Origin of the sequence: Bradyrhizobium sp. (assembly GCF_035484855.1) — a bacterium.
Lineage (GTDB): Bacteria > Pseudomonadota > Alphaproteobacteria > Rhizobiales > Xanthobacteraceae > Bradyrhizobium.
This window is the reverse complement of the sequence record NZ_DATHOP010000190.1, coordinates 29402-50428: the sequence shown is the minus strand read 5'-3', so window position 1 is coordinate 50428 and position 21027 is coordinate 29402. Positions and strand designations below refer to the sequence as shown.

Below are 21027 nucleotides of genomic sequence, written 5' to 3'. Positions count from 1 at the left end.
GGCCCCTTCCGTTCTTCAGGACCGTTATTTGTAGCTGTAGGTCGTGCCTGCCGGCAACGGCAATACGGTGTCGCGTTGTGCCTGGCTCTTCGGCCAGACCACATAGGCCTTGTCGTCGATATACTGGACCACCACCGGGAACGAGCGCTCGTTCTGGTGGGCCATCTCAGTACCCTCGCCGAAGAATTTGACGCCGTAGCCCAGCATGGTGCCGCCCTCGGGAATATCCGTTTCCATCGCGGCCTTGCGCAAGGCCTCGGAATCGACGCCGCCATATTTCTTGATCGCACGCGGCAGCACGTCGTTGAGGAAGACGTAGGTGTTCGAGGCAGCGATGCCGACATGCGCGGAACGGATGGAGGCGCCGGGTTTGAGCCTGTCGTACTCCTCGCCGATCATCTTGATCACCGGCAACAGCTTTGGATCGAGCCCTTCCGGCTTGGCCTGCCAGATCGAGATCGGGTCGGTGTCGAACAGATAGTTGGCATCGGGGCCGAGGCCTTCCTTCAGCTTGTCGTAGACGCCGTAGCCCGCGCCATGGCCGACGATGGCGCCGAACTTCAGGCCCTGCTCGCGCGCCTGCCGGAAGAACAGCGTGATGTCCGGATTGTAGCCGGTGTGGAAGATCACGTCGGGCCGCGCCCGCTTCAGTTTTGTCACCAGCGCGGACAGATCGGGCGCGGTCGCGGAATAACCCTCGTCCAGCACCACGTTGAAGCCGGCCTTCTTGGCGCCGGCCTCGTTGCCCTTGCTGACGTCGACGCCATAGGCGCCATCCTCGTGGATGATGGCGACCCGCAGATCCTTCGGCTCCTTGCCGAACTTGGACATCGAATTGTTGGCGATGAAATCCATCGTCATCAGCCCGAACTGGTCGCCGCTCGCCTGCGGCCGGAAAATGTACTTGAAGTTCTTGTTATCCATCACGGCCGACGAAATGCAGGTGGTGATCCACATGAACTTCTTCAGCTGCTCGACACGGGCGGCCACCGGCACGCACTGCGCCGACGAGAAGAAGCCCAACAGCATGTCGACCTTTTCCTGCTCGAGCAGGCGGACCGCCTCGTTGATGGCGACATCCGGCTTGCTCTGGGCGTCGGCATAGACCGCCTCGACCTTGTAGCCCTCGACCCCGGTCTTGGCGTAGTGGTCGAGCATGATCTTGGCGCCGAGATATTCGAGCTCCGAACCGCCGCCCGCGAGCGGGCCGGTGAGGTCGAAGACCACGCCGATCTTGATTTTCTTTTCCTGGGCGTGGGCGGAAAGCGCCATCCCCAGCACCGCGACAGCCGCGATCAGCCCACCGAACAGACGGGCAGCCCTAGGCATCGGCATCACAACCTCCCTGGAAGAACTGTGTCTTGGAATTTTCTCGGGTTTTTCTTGGTCTTGTTGGCGCCCATCACACGGGCAGCGCCGACCGATGTCAAGCGCCTTGCGGCCGCCGTTCGTCGTTAGAAGGTCGCACATCATGCGACCTGTTGCCCAGCAACCATGCACGTTTATGAAGCAGCGCCCCCGAGCTGCGCGAGGTCGTCGTGAAACCGTCAGGAGTGAAATTTCAGTCCATCGACGATCTTGTCGATCACCTTGCGCTCGGCGCGCATGGCAAGCCCGACCAGGTTGAGATCGGCGCGGGCGACCGCCCTCACCACCTCGCGATTGGCCGCATCATGGGTGGTCCTGAACATGTCCTCGGTATAGAGCGCAGGCCGCACGTCGCGCGCCAGCGCCCGCTCCAGCGCGCGGGAGAGCTGCGGCCGGTCGGCGCCGTAGATCAGGATCGGCTGGCCGATCAGCGGCAGATATCGGGTACCGGAGCCGTCCTGATAGGGCTCGCCGACGCATGGCGGAAACGAGGCTGCGATGCCGCCGGCGAGAAACGAGGCGACGTTCAACTTCTGCCACGCCTCGAGATCGGTCCGGATCACGACCGCGATCTTGGTGTCGAATTGCATGATTTGCTCCGGTGTTAATGCAGGAGCGCGCGATGGCGCGAACCTCAGATGTGCAATAGGCGAATCTCGAGATTCTCAGATGCGCAATAGCGCATGTTAGGACGCGGGCTCATCAGCACGCAACCCAATGCGGCCTTTGCAGCCGTTGCAGTTGAGCGGCCTGTTGGCATCGTAGTAAGCGGCGAGGCATTGTTTCTCGGCAACTCCGCTCGTCTTGTGGCTCTGGCCGCAGAACATGCAGTGCCAACGGTTTACCCCATCCGCGTGGCCACGACTGCTGGCGGCCTTATGAGCTATGGTGCGGATCCGATCGATGCCGGAAGGTTGGCCGCCATTTATGTCGGGCGTATTCTCAAAGGCGAAAAGCCTGAAAACTTGCCGGTGCAACAGTCCACGAAAGTCGAGCTGGTCATCAATCTAAAGTCTGCAAAAGCGCTCGGTCTTTCCATCCCGTTGGCGCTGATTGGCCGCGCCGACGAGGTGATCGAATAGGCGAGTTGCCGATGTCCGAGTCTGGCAGGTTTGAGACATGGGACCGGCTCTGGGGATGTCCGTTTCCAGGGGAAGAGCGGAAGTAGCCGGCCGTCGGCCAAAATGACGCGATTGACTCACAACAGTCATCGACCGCACTTGCGAGATTTCGGGCGCAAAGTAGTTTTTGTCTCTTCCCGGACGCTCCTCAGCCGCTACGATGCCGCCCGTCGAACGGGGGTGGGCATGAGACGGCGCGAGTTCATCGGTCTAATCGGCGGCGGAGCAGCGGCGTGGCCGTTCGGGGCGGTGGCGCAGCAGGCAGCGATGCCGGTGGTCGGATTTCTCGGAACCGGGTCGCCGCAATCCGATGTTTTTCGAGTGACCGCTGTTCGCCAGGGCCTGATGGAAGCCGGCTACATAGAGGGTAAGAACGTCGCGTTTGAGTACCGCTGGGCGGAGGATCAATACGGGCGACTGCCGGTGCTAGCGTCCGAGCTGGTCCGTCGCGAGGTCGCCGTGATTGTCGCGATAGGCGGCATCACTGCGGCCATAGCGGCCAAGTCGGCAACTGCAACCATCCCAATCGTCTTCGAAATGGGTGGCGATCCGGTCGAGGCTGGCCTTGTCGCCAGTTTCAACCGGCCCGGCGGCAACGTCACGGGCGTGACCAATTTGATTGGTAAGTTGGCCGCGAAACAGTTTGAGGTCTTGCACCAAGCGGTTCCAAATGCAGCGTTGATCGGCTTCCTCGTGAACCCTACCCTCGCGGATGCCGGAAGTCAGACAAAAAATGCGCTTGCAGCCGCGGAGTCTGTTGGGCAGAAAATGGTCATCGTTCAGGCCCGCAACGACAGCGATTTGGGCGCGGCCTTTGACATGCTGGCTCAACAGCATGCAAGCGCGCTCGTGGTCGGCGCCGATCCTTTCTTCAACACCCGACGGGACAAACTTGTTGAATTGGCAGCACGTTATGAGTTGCCCACGATGTATTCTCTGCGCGAGTTTGCGGAGGTCGGCGGTCTGATGAGTTATGGCACTAGCATCGTTGAAGCACTTCGCATCGCCGGCCTTTATGCTGGCCGAATTGTTAAGGGCGAAAGGCCAGCCGATCTGCCGGTTCAGCAGTCCACAAAAATCGAGCTGGTCATCAATCTCAAGACCGCTAAAGCACTCGGCATCGTATTTCCGCTGTCGTTGCTTGGCCGCGCCGACGAGGTCATTGAATAGTCGCCGCACTTCCGAAATTGGCACCTTTGAGACGTGGCGACCGGCTCCGGGGATGTCCGTTTCCAGAGGAAGAACGGAAGTAGCCGGCCGTCGGCCAAAATGATCCGATTGACCTGGGACGGACCTCGCGCCGCTTTGGTTTCAGGTGCAGAAATCAAGAATTATGAATTCGAGGAACGTTTGACGCTGCGCGGATGGATCGTTTCGCCGCGACGAAGCATGGTCAAGAGTTCCGTGATCTTCGCCGCGCGCTTCTCGGCGGTCTTTGCTTGGTGAACCCGATAGATAATGGCGTAGCGATTCGCCGAGTCCAAAGCGTCAAACACCTTACGAACCCGCGGATCATCATGCAGCGCTGCCTCCAAATCAGCGTGGGGAGCGGCCGTGCTCTGCGATGGGTACGCGGCTTGCCATCGCCCGTCCGCTTTTGCCGCATCAACCTGCGCCAGCCCTTGTTGTGTCATCTGGCCGGACACGATCAGCCGCTCGGCGCGTTCACAGTTTATTTTCGACCAGGCGCTCTTTGGTTTCCGTGGCGTGAAACGCGTCTTGAAGTAAAACTCATCTACACGTCCCAACTGCCCATCAATCCAGCCATGCGCGAGGGCAAGGTCTATGGCGTCCGACTTGCTAATTGTTGCCTTTGCCGCCCCTTTCTTGGCGAATTTTAACCAAGCACCCTGAGAGTTGCGGGGCTGGGCTGCCAACCAACGCTTGAATGCCGATGGGCTGGAGAAACTCAGAAGGGGAAGTTTGTCAGAGAGCATAGCATCATGATAGCATGTCGCCCTGCCATTCAGCCAGATTGGGTAGTGGAAGATCCTTGAAGCTGAAGCTGCCTTCCACGCTCCAGGCGTTTCCGTGCGTGTACTGAAAGACCGCCGATCGGAAAGAGCTTTTTCGGTGCAAAAAATATGGTGCAGAATCCCGGCCATGTCGTATCTCGGCACGTTTGAGACATGCCAACTTCCGCTGAGAATGTCCGGAGTTGGGGGCAGACCGGAAGTACGACCTCAAGGAGTTCAGTGCCGAGGTGATCGAATGAGTCGAATTTTTTTCTTGCTTGGCTTGATGCTGTTTGCGGGCCAGGTTTCAGCCGAAGAGCGCATTTGGCGGCTGGGCGTGCTTACGCCGTTTGATTGGCCGGCCGATACCACGATGCATAGCGTCATGATTCCTGAATTGGCGCGACGCGTATTCGTCGAGGGCCGGAATCTCGTTGTGCTGCCGCGGTGGGGCGGCAATGTTGATTCCGAGCAGCTTGCCCGGCTCGCGCAAGACCTCGCCACGGCCAAACCCGACGTGATCATTGCCGTTTCCCCGAGGGCAATTACGGCCGCGATGAAGGCGGCGCCTCAAACGCCTATTGTTGCATCTTTCACCATCGATCCGGTCGCGGAAGGTGCGGCGGCGAGCATGTCACGGCCCGGAGGTGAGGTCACGGGCATAGCCATGCTGGCATCCGAGGGTGACAAGAAGCGAATTGAGCTTTTGCATGATGCGATCCCGGGCGCTCACAAGTTCGCTTTTGTAGCGGACGAGGACGGGATGACGCGCAAGGACGAGTACAGGCGCGCGGCCGAAAACATCGGCGTTGAAATCGTCAGTTTCGAGGCAAAAAGTCCGGCCGATTATCAGTCGATCTTTGATGCCATTCACAATGCAGGTGTTGACGGCATTGTCATTCAGTCCTCGCCCGTATTCCATCGTGACGCAGTGCAACTGGCGCTCCTCGCGCTGGAGCGGCACCTCCCAACGATCTGCGAATGGCGCGCCATGGCCTCCGATGGCTGTCTTATCGGCTATGGCCCCGATCTTGCCGAGCTTCGACTGCGCACCGCCGATTTTGTCGTGCGTGTCTTCTCCGGCGGCAGCCCGGCTGAGATGCCATTCGAGCAGCCGACCCGTTTCGAGATGGCCATCAACAATAAGGTTGCCCGCACGATCGGGCTAACAGTACCGCCGTCGGTCTTCGTTCGCGCCGACGAGGTCATTGAATAGTGCGGCTGTCACTTCCGTCTTTGGGACTTCTCGCACGCCGTCGACAGCTTCGCTGGATGTCGGTTTCCGCGGTAAAGCGGGGGCAGACCCGGTCATCGCCGGGTTTCGGATATTGCGGCAGACTCGATCTAATGCTTCCGATTCGATCGGCTATCATGACTGACCAATGGGAAGGGCGGCTCCCAAATGAAGGGAAACCTGATTTCGATATTCGTGGGCATTTTCATCGCAGTCGTGTCATGGGTGCCGTTGTGGATTGTCGAGGCGTACGATCGCTATGCGATGCCGGTCGGGCTGGGCCTGTTTGCCTTTGCCGCCACTTTTGTCGGCGGGATAATAGCCCTAGTCGGGCTAATCCGGCTTGTTATCCACTCCTGACGAGCCTCAAATTAGGACACTGCCCGACCTTTGAGACATGCCGACTGCATTGGGCAATGTCCGCTTTTTGCGGCGCATGAGTCCGGTTGTGGCACTTTTCGGATATGGCGCGATGTCCGATGTGAGTCCGTCAGGCGCACCGAAGCCGCCGTCCGCCGACCACTCCTGATTGATGGGCTGATGCCTTGGCCCGGTCCGCGTCGGAGCCTGTCATCGGGCCGCGCTTTGTGCGGACCCGTTGGATGCGCCCGGAATGCCGGCTGATGGAATCACCCCTTGGCGTCGCAGGCCCAGGCGCGGATCACGCATTCCTTGCCGCCGAATTCGTAGCATTTGCGGGTGGCTTCGTTGAGCGAGCCGGAAATGTGCGGCTTGACCGCGTAGCCATAGGGGCCGCAGGGATTTTTCATGTCGATCGAGAGCGACGCGCAGGCCCGTTTCATGGTCACGGCCGTGCAGTCGCCCTTGCATTGCTTCAGCGCCGCGGCGCGCGCGGCAGCCTCGCCGCCGAAATCATAGGCCTGGCCATAGGCGCCGCATTTGCCGATCGCAAACGCGCCGGCCGCCCAGGATTGGGTTGCGAACCGGGTGCCGGTGATCGCTAGCGTCAGAGCAAACAGAAACAGCGCGCGGCGTTGCGCTGCGGCGGTCGAAACGATCAAAATCCCCTCCCCCGAGGCGGGTTCGCCGCAAATCTACGGGAGAGGACGTTTCAACTTGGTGAACGAGGGGTTGAAAATTTGGGGTGGCGGCCTGACCTAGGATAACCGCTCGGGCTGACGCCTGCTCTGCTGCGCATCCGCGAGCGCCTGCGGGGTGTCGATATCGAGGAACGCGCCGTGGCCCTCGACCGGGACTTCGGCTACCGCCTCGCCGTGCTTGGCGATCAGATGACGGGCGCCGATGTCGCCGTCGAGCGTCATCAATTCGTTGAAGAAGCGGCGCGCCCACAACACCGGATTGCCGCGCCTGCCATCGCTGACGGGCAAGGCGATCAGCTGGCCGCGGTCCGGCGCGAAAGCCTCGATCAGCCGGTCGATCAGCTGCGAATCGATCAGGGGCATGTCGCCCAGGCAGATCACCGCGCCATCGGCGCCGGTAGGCACAGCCGCGATGCCCGCCTTGACCGAAGAAGCGAGCCCCGCGGCGAAATCCGGATTGTGCACGAAGGTGACCTTCAGGCCGCGCAACGCCTTCTCGACCTCGCCGGCCTGGTGGCCGGTGACGACGATGACGCCTTTCGCTTTCGAGGCCAGCGCCTGCTCGGTCACGATCCGCACCAGCGGCTTGCCGCCGAGTTCGGCGAGCAGCTTGTTGGGGCCGCCCATCCGGGTCGAGCGTCCGGCCGCGAGGATGACCGCGGCGACGTTGCGGTTGCCCTCGATGTCAGGCTTGGTGCGCGGCTGCGGCCGCGTCACGATTTCCATCAATAGCCCGCCGACGCCCATGCCGGTGAGGTCGGCGCGCGTGACCTTCAGCCCCGCCAGCAGGCGCATCAGCACCCAGTCGAATCCGTTCTCGACCGGGGAGCGCGCGCAGCCGGGCGCGCCCAGCACCGGGATGCCCTGCGCATTGCCGATCAGCAGCAGATTTCCGGGGTCGACCGGCATGCCGAAATGCTCGATGGCGCCGCCGATGCCGGTCAGCGCCGCCGGAATCACGTCGCGCCGGTCGGCGATTGCGGAAGCGCCGAACACGATCACGAGTTCGGCGCCGAGCCCAAGCAATTCCCTGATCGCGGCCTTCAGCGCGGTCTCCTCATGCGGCACGCGGCGCTCGGCGATGATGGCAGCACCCGCCGGCGCCAGCCGCTCGGCCGTCACCCGCAGCGTCTTCTCCACCACCTTCGGCGCCAGCCCCGGCAGCAAGGTCGAGACGATGCCGACACGCTTGATCATATAGGGCGCGATCCGCAGCGCGCCGCCGCGGGCCGCTTCGACCGCGGCATCGCAAAGTTTTGCTTCGACCCCGAACGGGATCAGCTTGACGGTCGCCACCATCTCGCCTTCGACCACCGGCTTGAACGCGGCCAGCGTCGCAAAGGTGATGGCTTCATCGACGGCGTTGATGCGATCGACCTTGGCGCGATCGACCACCAGCACGCCGGGTTTTGCCGCGAACAGGTTGGAACGCCCGGTAAAGGCGCGCTCGACATTGACGCCCTCGCCGGCCACCGCCTGCGCGATGCTGGCGGCGGCGGCGTCCTCGGAGACGTCGCCGTCCTCGAGCCGCACCACCACGATCTCTTTCACCCCGGCCAACGTCAGCGCCTCGACCTCGGCATGGCCGATGGTGGTGCCCTTCTTCAGCACCAGGGATCCCTGACGCAAGGTATGGACGGTGACGCCGCCCATCGCTTCCATCGGGCTGGCCGGACCGAATTTCATGCCGCGGCCTCTTTGGCCTCTTTCGGCAGCCGCAGCACGGCCGTGATCTCGGCCATGATGGCGACCGCGATCTCCGACGGCGACACCGCGCCGATCGACAGCCCGATCGGCGCGTGGATACGGGCGATGTCGCTTTCCTTGGCGCCTTGCGCCCGCAACCGCTCGCCACGCCTGGCATGGGTCTTTCGCGAGCCGAGCGCGCCGATATAGAAGCAGTCACGCTCGAAGGCATGCAGCAGCGCCGGATCGTCGATCTTGGGATCATGCGTCACCGCCACGAAGGCGGTATAATGATCGATGTTGAGCGGCGGCAGCGCGACATCGGGCCATTCCGCGATCAGCGGCACGTCGGGAAACCGCTCGGGGCTCGCAAAGGCGGTGCGCGGATCGACCACGGTGACGTCGTAGTCCAGCGCACGCGCCAGCGGCGCCAGCGCCTGGCTGATATGAACCGCGCCGATGATGACGAGTTTGGCGGTCGGCGCATAGACGTTGAGAAACAGCTTCTTGCCGCCAGCCTCGACCATGCCGCTCTTGCCCATGCGCAATTGCTTTGCAAGCTCGGCACGCAGCGGGTCGGCAGCGAAGTCTTTGGCCTTCACCAATCGCTGCTCGCCATTGGCGGTGTCGGTGACGAGAATGACCGGCCGGCGCGCGACGCGCTCGGCATTGAGCTGATGCAGCGTTTCGAGCTTCACGACTGGCCTACTTTCTCGACAAAGACGCGGATGGTGCCGCCGCAGGACAGCCCGACATTCCAGGCGGTCTCGTCGGCCACGCCGAATTCGAGCATCTTCGGCTGCCCACTGGCGATCACGTCCAGCGCTTCGGTCACGACCGCGCCCTCGACGCAGCCGCCGGAGACGGAGCCCAGGAACGTGCCGTCGTCGTTGATCACAAGCGAGGAACCTGCCGGGCGCGGCGCCGAGCCCCAGGTCTCGACCACGGTGGCCAGCGCCACGCCGTGACCGGCCTTCTGCCAGTCCTCAGCCGCCTTGAGAATGTCTTCGTCGCGATTGAGCATGGGATCCTCTTTCAGGCTGCTACGGGGCGGATCAGGCTGCGATGCTGCACCGGCGGGGCGGAGGATAGCGCCGATATCAGCCCCTCGATGGAACTCAAATTATGCACCGGGCGGAATTCGTCAACGTGCGGCAGCATCATTTTGATGCCCTGCGCCTTGGCTTCGAAGCCGCCATAGCGCAACAGCGGGTTGAGCCAGATCAGGCGCCGGCAAGACCTGTGCAGCCGGTCCATCTCGAATGCCAGCCGGTCGTCGGCCTCGCGCTCCAGCCCGTCGGAAATCAGCAGCACGATCGCGCCCTGCCCCAGCACCCGCCGGCCCCACAATTTGTTGAAGGTGTGCAGCGAGGTGGCGATGCGGGTGCCGCCGGCCCAATCCTCCACCGTGGCCGAACAGCTCGCCAGCGCCTCGTCGGGATCGCGCGCCCGCAGGGCCCGCGTCACATTGGTGAGCCGGGTGCCGAACAGGAACACCGAGACCCGCTTGCGCGCGTCGGTGATGGCATGCAGGAAATGCAGGAACAGGCGCGTATACTCGCTCATCGATCCCGAGATATCCAACAGCGCCACGATCGGCGCCGGCTTGTCGATCCGCCCCAGCCGATGGATGTCGATGATGTCGCCGCCGGTACGCAAACTGCCGCGCAAGGTGCGGCGCATGTCGAGCCGCAGGCCCCGCGCATCCGGCCGATAGCGGCGGGTGTGGAGTTCTGCCTGCGGCAGTTTCATCTTGTCGATGGCGCGGGTGACTTCGGCGATCTCGGCCGCGCTCATCTGCGCGAAATCCTTCTTCTGCAGGATTTCCTTGTCGGAGACCGAAAGCCGAAGCTCCCGCTCCTGGGCCTGTGGCACCTCGGTCGTCTGCGGCTGTGCAAAAGCCTCCTGGACCCGGCGCGAGGCCGGCTTCGGCTTCTTCTTGGCGTGATCGGGCAGCGGCACCGAATCCAGCATGTGCTTCCAGTCTTCCTCGGCGCGGAAGAACAGGTCGAAGGCCTGGGCAAAGATCAGCGCATGCTCGTGACGTTTGACAAAGATCGATTCCAGCGTGGTGAAGACATCCGCACGGTTGCCGATATCGATCACCTGCAGCGCGTTCATGGCATCGATGACCGCCCCCGGCCCGACCGGAATCCCGGCCGCCCGCAGCGCGCGGGCAAAACCGATGACGTTGTCGGCCATCTGGCCGGTCGGGGGATTGAGGTGATCGATGGGCATTGGTTCTACGATTCTCCCAAACCGCGGGCGGTGCTCCCCCTCTCCCGCTCTTGCGGGGGAGGGCTGGGGTGGGGGCTGCCGCAGCGAGCACTCTGTCCGATATGCATGCGCTGTATCCGTCAGTGCCAAATTTCATAAATGGAGTAACCTGAGAGAGCCCCCACCCCGACCCTCCCCCGCAAGGGCGGGAGAGGGAGCGCACTGCGTTGCTTCCCAAGCCAAACCTACGTCTCGCTCGTCGCTTCCTTTAAAACCTTCTGCAAGCCGTCGCCCTGCATTCGCGCGATGTCGTCCTGGTATTTCAGCAATGCGCCGAGCGTATCGCCGACCACTTGCGGCGTCAGCGAGCGGGCGTCGAGTTCGGTCAGCGCGGTGGCCCAGTCGATGGTCTCGGCCACGCCCGGCGATTTGTAGAAATCCTGCTCGCGCAGCGCCTGCACGAAGCGGACGACCTGTTCCGACAGCTTTGCGGAAATTCCCGGCACGCGCGATTTGACGATCGCAAGCTCGCGCTCGGCACTGGGATAGTCCACCCAGTGATAGAGGCAGCGGCGCTTCAGGGCGTCATGGATTTCGCGGGTGCGATTGGAAGTGATAATCACGATCGGCGGATGCGGCGCCTTCACGGTGCCGAGTTCGGGGATCGTGACCTGGAAATCGCTGAGAATTTCCAAAAGATACGCCTCGAACGCCTCGTCGGCGCGGTCGAGTTCGTCGATCAGCAGCACCGGCGCGCCCGCGACATCCGGCTCCAGCGCCTGCAGCAGCGGCCGCTTGATCAGGTAGCGCTCGGCGAAGATGTCCGATGACAGCTGCTCGCGGTCGGTATCGCCGGCGGCTTCCGCAAGCCTGATCGCGATCATCTGCGCGGCGCTGTTCCACTCATAGACGGCGCTGGCGACATCGAGGCCTTCGTAGCATTGCAGCCGGATCAGCTTGCGGCCGAGCGCCGCCGACAGAACCTTGGCGATTTCGGTCTTGCCGACGCCGGCCTCGCCTTCCAGAAACAGCGGCCGGCCCATGCGCAGCGCGAGGTAGGTCACGGTGCCGAGCGAGCGCTCGGCGAGATAGCCCCGCGAGGTCAAAAGACCCAGCGTCGCATCGACGGAAGTGGGCAGCGCCGATGCACTCATGGCAAGACCAATCCCGGTTCGGCGGAGACCTGCAATGTCAGGCTTTGGCGGTCGCGGCTTCGAGCGCGCGCCGCGCCAGCACCGCGATCAGATGCGCGCGATATTCGGCGCTGCCATGCAGGTCGCTGTTCAACCCGTCGCCGGGCACCGTCAACCCGTCCAGCGCCTTCGCCGAGAATCGCTTCTTCAGCGCTTCCTCGAAGGAGGCGACGCGGAACACGCCGTCGGAGCCGGCGCCGGTGACGGCGACGCGCACGTCCGAGGGCCGCTTGGCCACGAACACGCCGACCAGCGCATAGCGCGAGGCCTGGTTGCGGAATTTCACATAGGCCGCCTTCTTGGGCAGCGGGAACATCACCCGGGTGATGATCTCGTCGCTTTCCAGCGCGGTCGTGAACAGGCCTTGAAAGAATTCCTCCGGCTTCAGCCGGCGCTTGTTGGTGACGATGGTGGCGCCGAGCGCGAGGCAGGCGGCGGGATAATCGGCGGTCGGGTCGTTGTTGGCGAGTGAGCCGCCGATGGTGCCCTTGTGGCGCACCGCGGGATCGCCGATTAACCCGGCGAGTTCGGCGAGCGCCGGGATCGCCTCGCCGACGACGGCGGAGGTCGCGACCGCGTGGTGGGTCGCGGTGGCGCCGATCACCAGCGACCGGCCCTTCATCTCGATGCCGTCGAGACCTTCGATGTGGGAGAGGTCGACCAGATGCGGCGGGCTCGCCAGCCGCTGCTTCATGACCGGCAGCAGCGTGTGGCCGCCGGCGATCACCTTGGCGTCTTCGTTCTTGGCCAGCAGATTGGCGGCCTGCCGCACGGTCGCCGGACGATGATATTTGAATTCGTACATGAATGATCCCCAAACGCCGTGCGACGAAAATTCGTTATGCGAGATCGGAGTTCGCCATCGCCTTGGCGCCGGCCGCGATCGAGACAACGATGTTCTGGTAGCCGGTGCAGCGGCAGAGATTGCCTTCGAGCTCTTCGCGAATGGTGTGGTCGGAAAGATCGTGGCCCTTGCGATGGACGATGTCGACCGCAGTCATGATCATGCCCGGCGTGCAGAAGCCGCATTGCAGGCCGTGATGCTCGCGGAACGCCTCCTGCATCGGATGCAGCGGCGCGCCGTCGGCGGCGAGCCCCTCGATGGTCCGGACCTCGTGTCCGTCGGCCATGACAGCGAGCGTGGTGCAGGACTTCACCGCCTTGCCGTCGAGATGCACGACGCAGGCGCCGCATTGCGAGGTGTCGCAACCGACATGAGTGCCGGTCAGCCGCAGATTCTCGCGCAAAAACTGCACCAGCAGCGTGCGGGGGTCGACATTTGCGTTGACGGGGTTGCCGTTCACGATCAGGGAAATCTTGGCCATTCAGCACTCTCTTCATCTGCGCCGCCTGGGGCGGCAGCACAGTCGTTAAAATCATTGCAAGGCCATAATATGAGCCATCCCGGCAATGAGCAACCTCACCTAAGGCATGGCCTGATATGACTTGCCGGGCACTATCGGCCTGGCCGGACTAACCCTGCACCGCCCTGGCGAAATTCGCGAAAAACTCGTCGGCCAGTTTCTTGGCCGAACCGTTGATCAGGCGCTGGCCGAGCTGGGCGAGCTTGCCGCCGATCTGCGCCTCGACGTCATAGGTCAGAAGCGTGCCGCCATCCTTGTCGGCAAGGGCCACCGTGGCACCGCCCTTGGCGAAGCCGGCAACGCCGCCCTCGCCTTCGCCCGAGATCTTGTAGCCGTTCGGCGGATCGAGATCGCTCAGCGTCACGCGCCCCTTGAAGCGCGCCGACACCGGGCCGACCTTGATCTTGGCCACCGCCCGAAAGCCGCTGTTGTCTTCGGTCCTGTCCAGTTCCTCGCAGCCGGGGATGCAGACCTTGAGCACTTCCGGATCGTTCAATTTGGCCCACACCGCCTCGCGCGGCGCCGCCAGCTGAACCTCGCCGTTCATCGTCATGGCCATGGGCTGCCTCCCGGATCATCGGTCTGTTGTCCTCCAAGTAAAGCACGCTCGGCCCAAAAGGAAGGGGACCAGGGGATGACGAGCGATGCATATTTGCCAAAAACCGTCATTGCCGGGCTTGACCCGGCAATCCATCGTCTTGAATAGAGTCTTCATCTACCGAACTCGCGGGGTATGCCATGCCGATGATCGACGCCGACGGTTGCCTCATCAACGTATCGGTCGAGGGCCGCGACGGCGGACCGACCCTGATGCTGTCGAATTCGCTCGGCTGCACCCTGCAGATGTGGGAGCCGCAGATGAAGGCGCTCACGCAAATATTCCGCGTGATCCGCTACGACCGCCGCGGCCACGGCAAATCCGGCGTGCCGCCCGGACCCTATTCGATGCAGCGGTTCGGGCGCGACGTGCTGGCGATCCTCGACGATCTCAACATCCAGAAGACGCATTGGTGCGGGCTGTCGATGGGCGGCATGGTCGGACAGTGGCTCGCCGCCAACGCGCCGCAGCGCTTCGGCAAGATCATCCTCTCCAACACCGCCTGCTACTATCCCGATCCGACCAATTGGAACAACCGCATCAAGGCCGTGAAGGAAGGCGGCATCGCCGCGATCGCCGACACCGTGATCGCCGCCTGGCTGACCGCGGATTTCAGGGAGCGCGAGCCGCAGGTCACGGCGAATTTGAAGGCCATGCTGCTCGCGACCCCGGCACAGGGCTATATCGCGGCTTGCGAGGCGCTGAGCACGCTCGACCAGCGCGACTTGCTGCCCAGGATCAAGAGCCCGACGCTGGTCATCGCCGGACGCCACGACATGTCGACGCCGGTCGCGGCCGGCGAGTACATCCGCAGCCAGATTCCGGGAGCGGCACTGACGATCCTCGACGCCGCGCATATTTCCAACGTCGAGCAGCCGCACGTCTTCACCGACGCGGTGGTCGGCTTTTTGACGCAGCGGTAAACTCTAACAGCGTCATTGCGAGGGCAGCGAAACGCTAGACTCCCGCAACGACATTGCGAGGAGCCCTTGCGACGAAGCAATCCATCTGAGTTCAGTGACGGCTGAGAGATGGATTGCTTCGCTTGCGCTCGCAATGACGGGAAGAACGCTATGAGGAAATGCCTCAGCGGTGCTCGAGGAATTGGGACTGCTGAAGGGATAGATCGTCGGCGATCGCGGCGCTTTCGGCCTGCGGCTGCGCGGGACGTTCGACCAGCAGCACGATTCCCGTGCCGAGCAGCATCAACAGTTCGGTCGCGTGCAGTCGAAGGGCGGCTGTCTCGCCGACCTGGGAGGCCATCACCATGCTGGCAAAGCTGATCACGCTGCCGATCGCAAGCGCCATCGCCAGCGCTTCATCGCTGCCGCCGGTCTTGCGGATCGAGGCGCGCGTGAGCAAAATCACGAACACCGCGAAGAACGCAACCACGGTGAGCTTGCCGAGCGCCAACAGCCAGGCGACGCGGACCGTGCCCGTTGCGGCGAGCTGCAGATGATCGCTGATGAACAGCCCGACCGCGATGTTCGGCCGCTCGAAAAGCGCATGGATCGGCGAGACCATGATCTTGAAGGCGACGATGGTCCAGGTCGGAATGAAATAGGCCGCAAGCAGCGCGCCGTTGAATGAACTGATCCGCCAGTTGGTCGCCATTGCCGCTTCCCGCTTTTTCCGCGGCGCTGAGAGAGCGGCGGCTTTGCGGGCGAGGTAACCTCCTTAAACTGCGACAGGCAATTTAAACCCTTTGTTTACCTTAATGGCAGGCGGCGGGACCCTACCCAATCGTCCCAGGACTCTTGCGAAAGGTCGTAGGGTGGATTGGAGCCCAACGGGTCCGCGCAAAGCGCGGCCCGATGACAGGCTCCGGCGTAATCCGCCGCTCCGGGCCGTAAATCAAAGCGGCGGGTTACGGCTTCGCCTCCAACCCGCCCTACGATCTGTCTCATCAGTTCGTGTGCGGCGTCTGCAGTTCGGGAATGCGATTGTCGGCGCGGCGGAGCCGTCGGCAAAGTTCGCGGTTGATATTCTGCAGCACTATCACATAGGCATGGATGTCGGCCTTGTAGCAGGTGTAGAGGTTTCGGGCCGTGAGCTCATACAATACGGTTGGGCTCTCGGTGACGACGGTGGCTGATCGGTTCTGCATTTCGATCAGCGTCATTTCGCCGAAAAAATCGCCCGGTTCGAGATCCGACATGCGAATGGCGCGCCCGGAATTCCCCAGCCGGCTCACCACCAGTTTGCCGGAGTGAACGATGAACATCGAGCGCCCTTGTTCGCCTTCCGCCACGACAGTGGCGCCGGCGTCGAAGCGGCGCTCGACCAGCATCGAGACCAGGAGATCGAGGCCTGCGTCCGAGAGGCCACCGAAGAAAGGCGTGGCGATCAGGAACGCTTTCAGATCGGGGGAGCTGACAGCCATCGGCCAAATATACTCCCGCGCCCAATGGCGACAAGCGGGCTGGGCCCCAGGATTGGTTCACGCATTTTGACGCAGTGCAGCGGTAGAGCAGACCCACGTGGATATGGGTGGTGAAATTCCCCGCGGCTTGTAAGGAAACGGTATCCGCAGGCCTTTGAGTCCCCTCCTGATGTTGCAATTCCCACGTTCCGTCGAGACCAGGGCGTCCTGGGCCATAGCCTCGGTCGCGCTCTTCATCCTCGGGATGTCGTTCGGCGGCGCCTGGATTGGCGTGGTGGCGCTCAAGGACATCGCCGGCGAGGTCAACGGGTCGCGCTCCGTGCCGGCGCTGGCCAGTTCGCTGGCCTGGCTCGGCACCGGCGCCGGTGGCATCATCATGTCCCGGATCGCCGATCGGATCGGCACGCGGTGGACGGTCATCTTCGGCTCGCTGATGATCGGCGTTGGGCTGTCGATCTCGACGCTTGGGCCGCCCTGGCCGCTGTGGATCGGCCACGGACTGTTCATCGGCTTGATCGGGATCGGCGGCATCAATGCACCCCTGTACATTTATGTCAGCCGCTGGTTCGACCGCCGCCGTGGCTCGGCGCTGGCGCTGATCTCGAGCGGAACCTATCTCGCCGGTGCGATCTGGCCGCCGATATTCGAGCATGCCATCGTCAATTTCGGCTGGCGGCAGACGATGCTGTGGTATGCGCTGGCCGAGATCATTCTGGTCGTGCCGCTTGCGTCGATTTATTTTCGCAGCCCACCCGAGATCATTCATCCGGCGGCGCCATCCGGTGCCAGTTCGAACAGAACGCGCGTCCTCGGCTGGCCGCCCAATGCGGTGTTCGCGGCAATGTGCGGCGCCGCCGTGCTGTGCTGCATGGCGATGGCGATGCCGCAGGGCCACCTCGTTGCTCTTTGCAGCGATCTCGGTATCAGCCGGTCGATGAGCGCCGTGATGCTGTCGGTGCTGCTCGGCACCGCGTTCGTGAGCCGGCAAATCTGGGGTGCGATCTCCGATCGGATCGGCGGCCTCGCTACCGTACTGATCGGATCGGCCTGGCAGGCCGCCTCGATGACGGCCTTTCTGTTGACGCAGAACGAAGCCGGCCTGTTCGTGGTGGCCGCCGCTTTCGGGCTCGGCTTTTCCGGCATCATCCCGGCCTATGTGCTGGCGGTACGTGAACTGTTTCCGGCATCGGAAGCCTCCTGGAGAATCCCGACCCTGTTGCTGTTCAGCGGCGGTGGCATGGCCGCCGGCGGCTGGCTCGCCGGCCTCATCTACGACCATCTCGGATATTATGCACCCGCCTTCGCGGTCGGCATCGGCACCAACCTTCTCAACCTGCTTTTGATCAGCGTGCTGGTCGGACGGCAACGCCAGCGCGCAGTCTATGCCTGAACGGTCAAGGCGGGCTGTTTTGCTTGCGCTGTAGCTTTCGAAGCCCCGGTTGAGCCCTAGTCATCATGTCTGGCGACGAGGCAGCCAGGTTTCGTAAACAGGCTGAGGAGTGCCGGGAGCCGGCGGCCAAGTCCGTCAGCACCCTCGACAAGGAAGCGTGGCTACGCGTCGCGGAGGAATGGCTGAGACTCGCCCAATCGACAGAAAATCAACGCGACAGTCGATAGCGTAAGGCCGCCTCAACTCCGGGGGGAGGCCGGCGTTCAGGCTGGATGCCCGTTCCAGATCACAAGCGCCAATCGGCAAGTTGATTTGATCGCTACGATGCCGTCGAGCGGCGAGTTCGGAATGGAAGAGGTTTTGGCCCGCCCACGATTGCAGACCGGCGTTCTACGCGCGCGGAACCGAAACAGACCTTGTCAGTTGGCTCTCCGAGATTTCATCGCTGGGAGTGTCCGCTATGGACAACGATCGAATTGCCGGCTCGGCGAAGGATTTCGCTGGTAAGGTCGAGAGCACCGTCGGCAATGTCGCCGGCGACGCAAAGACCCAGGCAGCCGGCCGCGTCCGAGAGACGACCGGCGCGGCGCAGAACCTGTACGGTCAGGCCAAGGATGTAGCGCGCGAAACCTCGGATGCAGCCGTCAGCTATGCCCAAGAAGCTTATCAGAACAGCGGCGACACCTTCCGTGACGGCTCGCAAGCGATTGCGAAGAAGGTGCAGGAGAAACCGCTCGGTTCGATGTTGATCGCGGGCGGGATCGGTTTTGCGCTGGCACTATTGATGACGCGCCCGCTGCGCCGCCCTCGGCCGCGACATTACGGCTAAGATGGCCATATCGGAAGAATCGCACTTTCGATTGATTGGCTGCTTGTTGGCTTGGAGATTAAATCGTGAGTGATGACGTCCCGCTGCCCTCTTTCGTCCACGAAGGCTTGGATCCCGTTCCAGAACCGAAATCCACCATCGCGGAAGTCTCCGACGCTGTGAAAGCTACTGTCAATCGAGTTAGCGGCGCGATAGAAGCGGGTCGAAAGCCCGGTATGCCATTGAGTGTCTTAAGCAATATCGCGCGCGAAGCGCCTCTAGGTTCACTGCTAATCGCGTTCCTGTTGGGAATAGCCGTCGCCCGCCGCCGGTGAGGGTTTGAGGGCGCTCACCGAACGCCACACCGATCCACTTTTCTTTTCGCCGAACGATATGACAAGGGCGACGTTTTAAACTCGATTACTTCCGATCCTCCCCAAAGCGAACGTCGCTGGTGCGGCTCGGCATGTCTCAGAGGTGCCAATAAGCGAGATTGCGCGCGAGCTCGACCATGACAGATCACCCAATTTCCTTTTTCGCCTGCGTCTGCCTATCCGACTATTGGAACGTTTTCGGGGACGGTGAGTTTGTGCCGGCTGGGAGCTAACAACCAACGAGGATTCCATGGCTAAAGACGAGCACAACAAGGCTGCCGAACACCACGAAAACGCTGCCAAGGCACATCGCTCCGCCGCCGAACATCACGGTAAGGGCGACCACGCCAAAGGTAAGGAGCACGCCAATGCTGCGAAGCAGCATTCGCAGACCGCTCACCAACACACCGACCAGGCCCATTCGAAGAGCCAGCAGCAGAAATAGCGAGGCAGAAAGGCCCGGGCATCCCCGGGCCTTTCAGTTTCCGCAGCACGGTAAACATTTTCTTTCAAAGAGAGCAATTGGGACTCTGTTGTGGACAGAAAAAGTAAAGCTATTAGCAAGGAGGATGAAATGTCCAAAAAGCCAAAAATTGATCACGAGTACCACGCTGGCAAGGACAAATTGAAGATAACGATAGAGGGTTATTCGCTCGGCAAAAAGTCTCGCGCGTCAATCATGAAAAAGGTGACGCACGCGGTTGAGCGCAGCCCGGACGGGCTGATCAAGGACCATAAGAAGTCAGAAAAAGGTTCTGGCAAAAAGATACCCGGTCACCAAAAGGTCTCCAAAACGTTTGAAGAAGTTGGCGACTAAGGCGAAGGGGCGGATGTCAAAGACTGAATGATGGAACCATGCAGTTTCAATACGAACAAACGTTCGGTCGGTCGTTAACTTCGCGTCTCTTGCCTTAAGATACATCCCCAAGTATACGGCCTTGCCGCATGATGATATATCAGGAGAAGATTCCGCCGCCCGCAGCTGTGCCTTTGGACGAAGAGCAGAGGAAATCGACTGCCGAACTGCTAGCCGATGACGATCGTTGGGTTAAGCACCTAATTGACGGCTTGGCCGGCATTCTTCGAGGGAAGTAGTAAGGGCCGCCTCAGTTGGCGGCCTCTTTCATTGTGGCAGCTTCGATCTCTTCGTATTTTTCCAAGTCGGCATCGACGGTGGCGCCGGTCCCTTTTTGCAGAAGCCATTGGCCCTTTCGGGTACAACTTCTGATGAGGGGGGCACCCTCGGCGGGGTAATGCACGGATGGAACCTAAGTGCACTTTTGAACAAAAGCAGTCTGGCAAGTTCGCCTATTTTTGGTTGAGTCCGGTACCGGACAATATATATTTCATAGCCTCGCTACCGGCCGATATCCGTCAGGGGACTTTTCGGATGGCAGAGTATCGGGCTTACACCATCGGGCGCGATGGGCATTTCATTGGGTTCGAACCGTTGGTCTGTGCCGACGACGCTGAGGCTATCAAGCTTGCCAGTCGCCTCCTCGGCGATCATTCGGTTGAGATTTGGAGCGGCGCCCGACTCGTGAAGCGGCTGGAGGCGAAGATAAGTCCAGTTGGTGATCCGTATGGATCAGACTCAATTTAAGACATTGGTCTAACTTGCCTTTGAGCCAAGGCTGCCAAATGTCCGAAGGCTCCATCTATCTGAGGTATCAGGCCGCCAAATGCCAGGCTCACGCCACGGCCTTGACGGACGAGCAAACGCAACTGGAGCTTCGGAGGCTGGCCCCGGAATACACTACGGAAGCGGTCGATATCGAAACCAAAGAGAAAAAGTAAGGCCGCCTCAGTTGGCGGCCTCTTTCGTCTAATGTCGTGATGACGCGGCGATCGATCGGCACGCACCGCGCTGACAGTGATGGCCTGATTTCAATTGTGAGTTGGAAACCGGACAGACAAACCAAATTTAACGCTCGTAAATGCTTCCTATCACCGTCCATTCTCGGCAATCACCGGTGACGGAGAGTTCGGTAGTGCTCCCGCCTGACCGGGAGTTTGTGCTCATGCAGCTTTACCGCGTTTATGTCATCGGCCAGGACGGTCATTTCATCAGATCCATCGACCTTAGCTGCGCGGACGACAATGCCGCCATCGAATCGGCCAAGCAACTAATTGACGGACACGATTTGGAGCTTTGGCAGCGGGATCGCCGGATCGCCCGGTTTGACAGCAAGCTGGAGTAGCCGTCCCCGATCGCCCAAAATGGAACTGAACATTTTCGCCGCTTCGTCGTCATATAGACAGCAGCCAATGACGA

25 protein-coding genes are annotated in these 21027 nt (G+C 61.7%); 11 read left to right on the top strand and 14 right to left on the bottom strand.

Features of this window, described 5'->3' with window-relative positions:
- Window positions 1–24: 24 nt before the first annotated feature.
- Complete coding sequence (locus VK804_RS21660) at window positions 25–1335, bottom strand: ABC transporter substrate-binding protein (RefSeq protein WP_325374026.1); 1311 nt, start codon at window positions 1333–1335, stop codon at window positions 25–27.
- A 212-nt stretch (window positions 1336–1547) separates the two neighbouring features.
- Window positions 1548–1958 (bottom strand): DUF2000 family protein, encoded by a 411-nt coding sequence (locus VK804_RS21655; RefSeq protein ID WP_325374025.1) that lies wholly within the window; start codon window positions 1956–1958, stop codon window positions 1548–1550.
- A gap of 93 nt (window positions 1959–2051) precedes the next feature.
- On the opposite strand from VK804_RS21655, the gene VK804_RS21650 reads away from it, so the two are divergent.
- On the top strand, window positions 2052–2450 hold the full coding sequence (locus VK804_RS21650) for an ABC transporter substrate binding protein (RefSeq protein ID WP_325374024.1): 399 nt from the start codon (window positions 2052–2054) through the stop codon (window positions 2448–2450).
- 225 nt (window positions 2451–2675) lie between these two features.
- Window positions 2676–3659 carry an ABC transporter substrate-binding protein gene (locus VK804_RS21645; RefSeq protein WP_325374022.1) on the top strand — a complete coding sequence of 328 codons (984 nt, stop codon included), beginning with the start codon at window positions 2676–2678 and terminating at the stop codon, window positions 3657–3659.
- 161 nt (window positions 3660–3820) lie between these two features.
- Here the strand turns inward: VK804_RS21645 and VK804_RS21640 are convergent, their stop codons facing one another.
- On the bottom strand, window positions 3821–4594 hold the full coding sequence (locus tag VK804_RS21640) for a YdeI/OmpD-associated family protein (protein WP_325374020.1): 774 nt from the start codon (window positions 4592–4594) through the stop codon (window positions 3821–3823).
- 106 nt (window positions 4595–4700) lie between these two features.
- On the opposite strand from VK804_RS21640, the gene VK804_RS21635 reads away from it, so the two are divergent.
- Window positions 4701–5660 carry an ABC transporter substrate-binding protein gene (locus VK804_RS21635; protein ID WP_325374019.1) on the top strand — a complete coding sequence of 320 codons (960 nt, stop codon included), beginning with the start codon at window positions 4701–4703 and terminating at the stop codon, window positions 5658–5660.
- Window positions 5661–5846: 186 nt separating this feature from the next.
- A complete protein-coding gene (locus tag VK804_RS21630) occupies window positions 5847–6038 on the top strand; it encodes a hypothetical protein (RefSeq protein WP_325374017.1) in 192 nt (63 codons plus the stop codon).
- Window positions 6039–6307: 269 nt separating this feature from the next.
- Here the strand turns inward: VK804_RS21630 and VK804_RS21625 are convergent, their stop codons facing one another.
- From VK804_RS21625 to VK804_RS21585, 9 genes are all read right to left on the bottom strand, one after another.
- Window positions 6308–6697, bottom strand: a complete 390-nt coding sequence (locus VK804_RS21625; RefSeq protein ID WP_414642828.1) for a DUF4189 domain-containing protein — start codon at window positions 6695–6697, stop codon at window positions 6308–6310.
- A 99-nt stretch (window positions 6698–6796) separates the two neighbouring features.
- Window positions 6797–8425, bottom strand: a complete 1629-nt coding sequence (locus tag VK804_RS21620; RefSeq protein ID WP_325374014.1) for a molybdopterin-binding/glycosyltransferase family 2 protein — start codon at window positions 8423–8425, stop codon at window positions 6797–6799.
- A complete protein-coding gene (locus VK804_RS21615) occupies window positions 8422–9123 on the bottom strand; it encodes an XdhC family protein (protein ID WP_325374012.1) in 702 nt (233 codons plus the stop codon). Before VK804_RS21615 ends, VK804_RS21620 begins: the two co-directional genes overlap by 4 nt.
- The gene (locus VK804_RS21610; RefSeq protein ID WP_079543614.1) at window positions 9120–9449 is read right to left on the bottom strand and encodes an XdhC family protein; all 330 of its coding nucleotides are present in this window, start codon (window positions 9447–9449) and stop codon (window positions 9120–9122) included. Before VK804_RS21610 ends, VK804_RS21615 begins: the two co-directional genes overlap by 4 nt.
- 11 nt (window positions 9450–9460) lie before the next feature.
- Complete coding sequence (locus VK804_RS21605) at window positions 9461–10663, bottom strand: VWA domain-containing protein (RefSeq protein WP_325374009.1); 1203 nt, start codon at window positions 10661–10663, stop codon at window positions 9461–9463.
- A 224-nt stretch (window positions 10664–10887) separates the two neighbouring features.
- Window positions 10888–11796 (bottom strand): MoxR family ATPase, encoded by a 909-nt coding sequence (locus tag VK804_RS21600; protein ID WP_325374007.1) that lies wholly within the window; start codon window positions 11794–11796, stop codon window positions 10888–10890.
- 37 nt (window positions 11797–11833) lie between these two features.
- Complete coding sequence (locus VK804_RS21595) at window positions 11834–12640, bottom strand: xanthine dehydrogenase family protein subunit M (protein WP_325374006.1); 807 nt, start codon at window positions 12638–12640, stop codon at window positions 11834–11836.
- 34 nt (window positions 12641–12674) lie between these two features.
- Complete coding sequence (locus VK804_RS21590) at window positions 12675–13160, bottom strand: (2Fe-2S)-binding protein (RefSeq protein ID WP_325374005.1); 486 nt, start codon at window positions 13158–13160, stop codon at window positions 12675–12677.
- Between the two features lie 148 nt (window positions 13161–13308).
- Window positions 13309–13758, bottom strand: coding sequence for a carbon monoxide dehydrogenase subunit G (locus VK804_RS21585; protein ID WP_325374004.1), 450 nt, complete (start codon window positions 13756–13758; stop codon window positions 13309–13311).
- A 179-nt stretch (window positions 13759–13937) separates the two neighbouring features.
- On the opposite strand from VK804_RS21585, the gene pcaD reads away from it, so the two are divergent.
- Window positions 13938–14720 carry a 3-oxoadipate enol-lactonase gene (gene pcaD / locus VK804_RS21580; protein ID WP_325374002.1) on the top strand — a complete coding sequence of 261 codons (783 nt, stop codon included), beginning with the start codon at window positions 13938–13940 and terminating at the stop codon, window positions 14718–14720.
- 163 nt (window positions 14721–14883) lie between these two features.
- Here pcaD and VK804_RS21575 read toward each other — a convergent pair whose 3' ends face one another.
- Entirely contained in the window at window positions 14884–15411 is a 528-nt protein-coding gene (locus VK804_RS21575; RefSeq protein ID WP_325374001.1) for a hypothetical protein, read from the bottom strand.
- Between the two features lie 292 nt (window positions 15412–15703).
- Complete coding sequence (locus VK804_RS21570; protein WP_325373999.1) at window positions 15704–16180, bottom strand: cyclic nucleotide-binding domain-containing protein; 477 nt, start codon at window positions 16178–16180, stop codon at window positions 15704–15706.
- Between the two features lie 169 nt (window positions 16181–16349).
- Between VK804_RS21570 and VK804_RS21565 the strand changes: the two genes are divergently transcribed.
- From VK804_RS21565 to VK804_RS21540, 6 genes are all read left to right on the top strand, one after another.
- On the top strand, window positions 16350–17570 hold the full coding sequence (locus VK804_RS21565) for an MFS transporter (RefSeq protein ID WP_325373997.1): 1221 nt from the start codon (window positions 16350–16352) through the stop codon (window positions 17568–17570).
- Window positions 17571–18030: 460 nt separating this feature from the next.
- Window positions 18031–18399 (top strand): CsbD family protein, encoded by a 369-nt coding sequence (locus tag VK804_RS21560; RefSeq protein ID WP_325373995.1) that lies wholly within the window; start codon window positions 18031–18033, stop codon window positions 18397–18399.
- Between the two features lie 65 nt (window positions 18400–18464).
- Window positions 18465–18713 (top strand): hypothetical protein, encoded by a 249-nt coding sequence (locus VK804_RS21555; RefSeq protein ID WP_325373993.1) that lies wholly within the window; start codon window positions 18465–18467, stop codon window positions 18711–18713.
- A 289-nt stretch (window positions 18714–19002) separates the two neighbouring features.
- Window positions 19003–19197: a hypothetical protein gene (locus VK804_RS21550; RefSeq protein ID WP_325373990.1), complete on the top strand. Its 195-nt coding sequence runs from the start codon at window positions 19003–19005 to the stop codon at window positions 19195–19197.
- 129 nt (window positions 19198–19326) lie between these two features.
- On the top strand, window positions 19327–19569 hold the full coding sequence (locus VK804_RS21545; protein ID WP_325373988.1) for a hypothetical protein: 243 nt from the start codon (window positions 19327–19329) through the stop codon (window positions 19567–19569).
- Window positions 19570–20773: 1204 nt separating this feature from the next.
- Window positions 20774–20953 carry a hypothetical protein gene (locus VK804_RS21540; protein ID WP_325373986.1) on the top strand — a complete coding sequence of 60 codons (180 nt, stop codon included), beginning with the start codon at window positions 20774–20776 and terminating at the stop codon, window positions 20951–20953.
- The last annotated feature ends 74 nt before the right edge of the window (window positions 20954–21027 follow it).

Bases quoted from the DNA above. Each gene is read 5' to 3' on its own strand.
- VK804_RS21660 (WP_325374026.1), bottom strand. From the start codon at position 1,335: ATGCCGATGCCTAGGGCTGCCCGTCTGTTCGGTGGGCTGATCGCGGCT.
- VK804_RS21655 (WP_325374025.1), bottom strand. From the start codon at position 1,958: ATGCAATTCGACACCAAGATCGCGGTCGTGATCCGGACCGATCTCGAG.
- VK804_RS21650 (WP_325374024.1), top strand. From the start codon at position 2,052: ATGTTAGGACGCGGGCTCATCAGCACGCAACCCAATGCGGCCTTTGCA.
- VK804_RS21645 (WP_325374022.1), top strand. From the start codon at position 2,676: ATGAGACGGCGCGAGTTCATCGGTCTAATCGGCGGCGGAGCAGCGGCG.
- VK804_RS21640 (WP_325374020.1), bottom strand. From the start codon at position 4,594: ATGGCCGGGATTCTGCACCATATTTTTTGCACCGAAAAAGCTCTTTCC.
- VK804_RS21635 (WP_325374019.1), top strand. From the start codon at position 4,701: ATGAGTCGAATTTTTTTCTTGCTTGGCTTGATGCTGTTTGCGGGCCAG.
- VK804_RS21630 (WP_325374017.1), top strand. From the start codon at position 5,847: ATGAAGGGAAACCTGATTTCGATATTCGTGGGCATTTTCATCGCAGTC.
- VK804_RS21620 (WP_325374014.1), bottom strand. From the start codon at position 8,425: ATGAAATTCGGTCCGGCCAGCCCGATGGAAGCGATGGGCGGCGTCACC.
- VK804_RS21610 (WP_079543614.1), bottom strand. From the start codon at position 9,449: ATGCTCAATCGCGACGAAGACATTCTCAAGGCGGCTGAGGACTGGCAG.
- VK804_RS21605 (WP_325374009.1), bottom strand. From the start codon at position 10,663: ATGCCCATCGATCACCTCAATCCCCCGACCGGCCAGATGGCCGACAAC.
- VK804_RS21600 (WP_325374007.1), bottom strand. From the start codon at position 11,796: ATGAGTGCATCGGCGCTGCCCACTTCCGTCGATGCGACGCTGGGTCTT.
- VK804_RS21595 (WP_325374006.1), bottom strand. From the start codon at position 12,640: ATGTACGAATTCAAATATCATCGTCCGGCGACCGTGCGGCAGGCCGCC.
- VK804_RS21590 (WP_325374005.1), bottom strand. From the start codon at position 13,160: ATGGCCAAGATTTCCCTGATCGTGAACGGCAACCCCGTCAACGCAAAT.
- VK804_RS21585 (WP_325374004.1), bottom strand. From the start codon at position 13,758: ATGGCCATGACGATGAACGGCGAGGTTCAGCTGGCGGCGCCGCGCGAG.
- pcaD (WP_325374002.1), top strand. From the start codon at position 13,938: ATGCCGATGATCGACGCCGACGGTTGCCTCATCAACGTATCGGTCGAG.
- VK804_RS21575 (WP_325374001.1), bottom strand. From the start codon at position 15,411: ATGGCGACCAACTGGCGGATCAGTTCATTCAACGGCGCGCTGCTTGCG.
- VK804_RS21570 (WP_325373999.1), bottom strand. From the start codon at position 16,180: ATGGCTGTCAGCTCCCCCGATCTGAAAGCGTTCCTGATCGCCACGCCT.
- VK804_RS21565 (WP_325373997.1), top strand. From the start codon at position 16,350: ATGTTGCAATTCCCACGTTCCGTCGAGACCAGGGCGTCCTGGGCCATA.
- VK804_RS21560 (WP_325373995.1), top strand. From the start codon at position 18,031: ATGGACAACGATCGAATTGCCGGCTCGGCGAAGGATTTCGCTGGTAAG.
- VK804_RS21550 (WP_325373990.1), top strand. From the start codon at position 19,003: ATGGCTAAAGACGAGCACAACAAGGCTGCCGAACACCACGAAAACGCT.
- VK804_RS21545 (WP_325373988.1), top strand. From the start codon at position 19,327: ATGTCCAAAAAGCCAAAAATTGATCACGAGTACCACGCTGGCAAGGAC.
- VK804_RS21540 (WP_325373986.1), top strand. From the start codon at position 20,774: ATGCAGCTTTACCGCGTTTATGTCATCGGCCAGGACGGTCATTTCATC.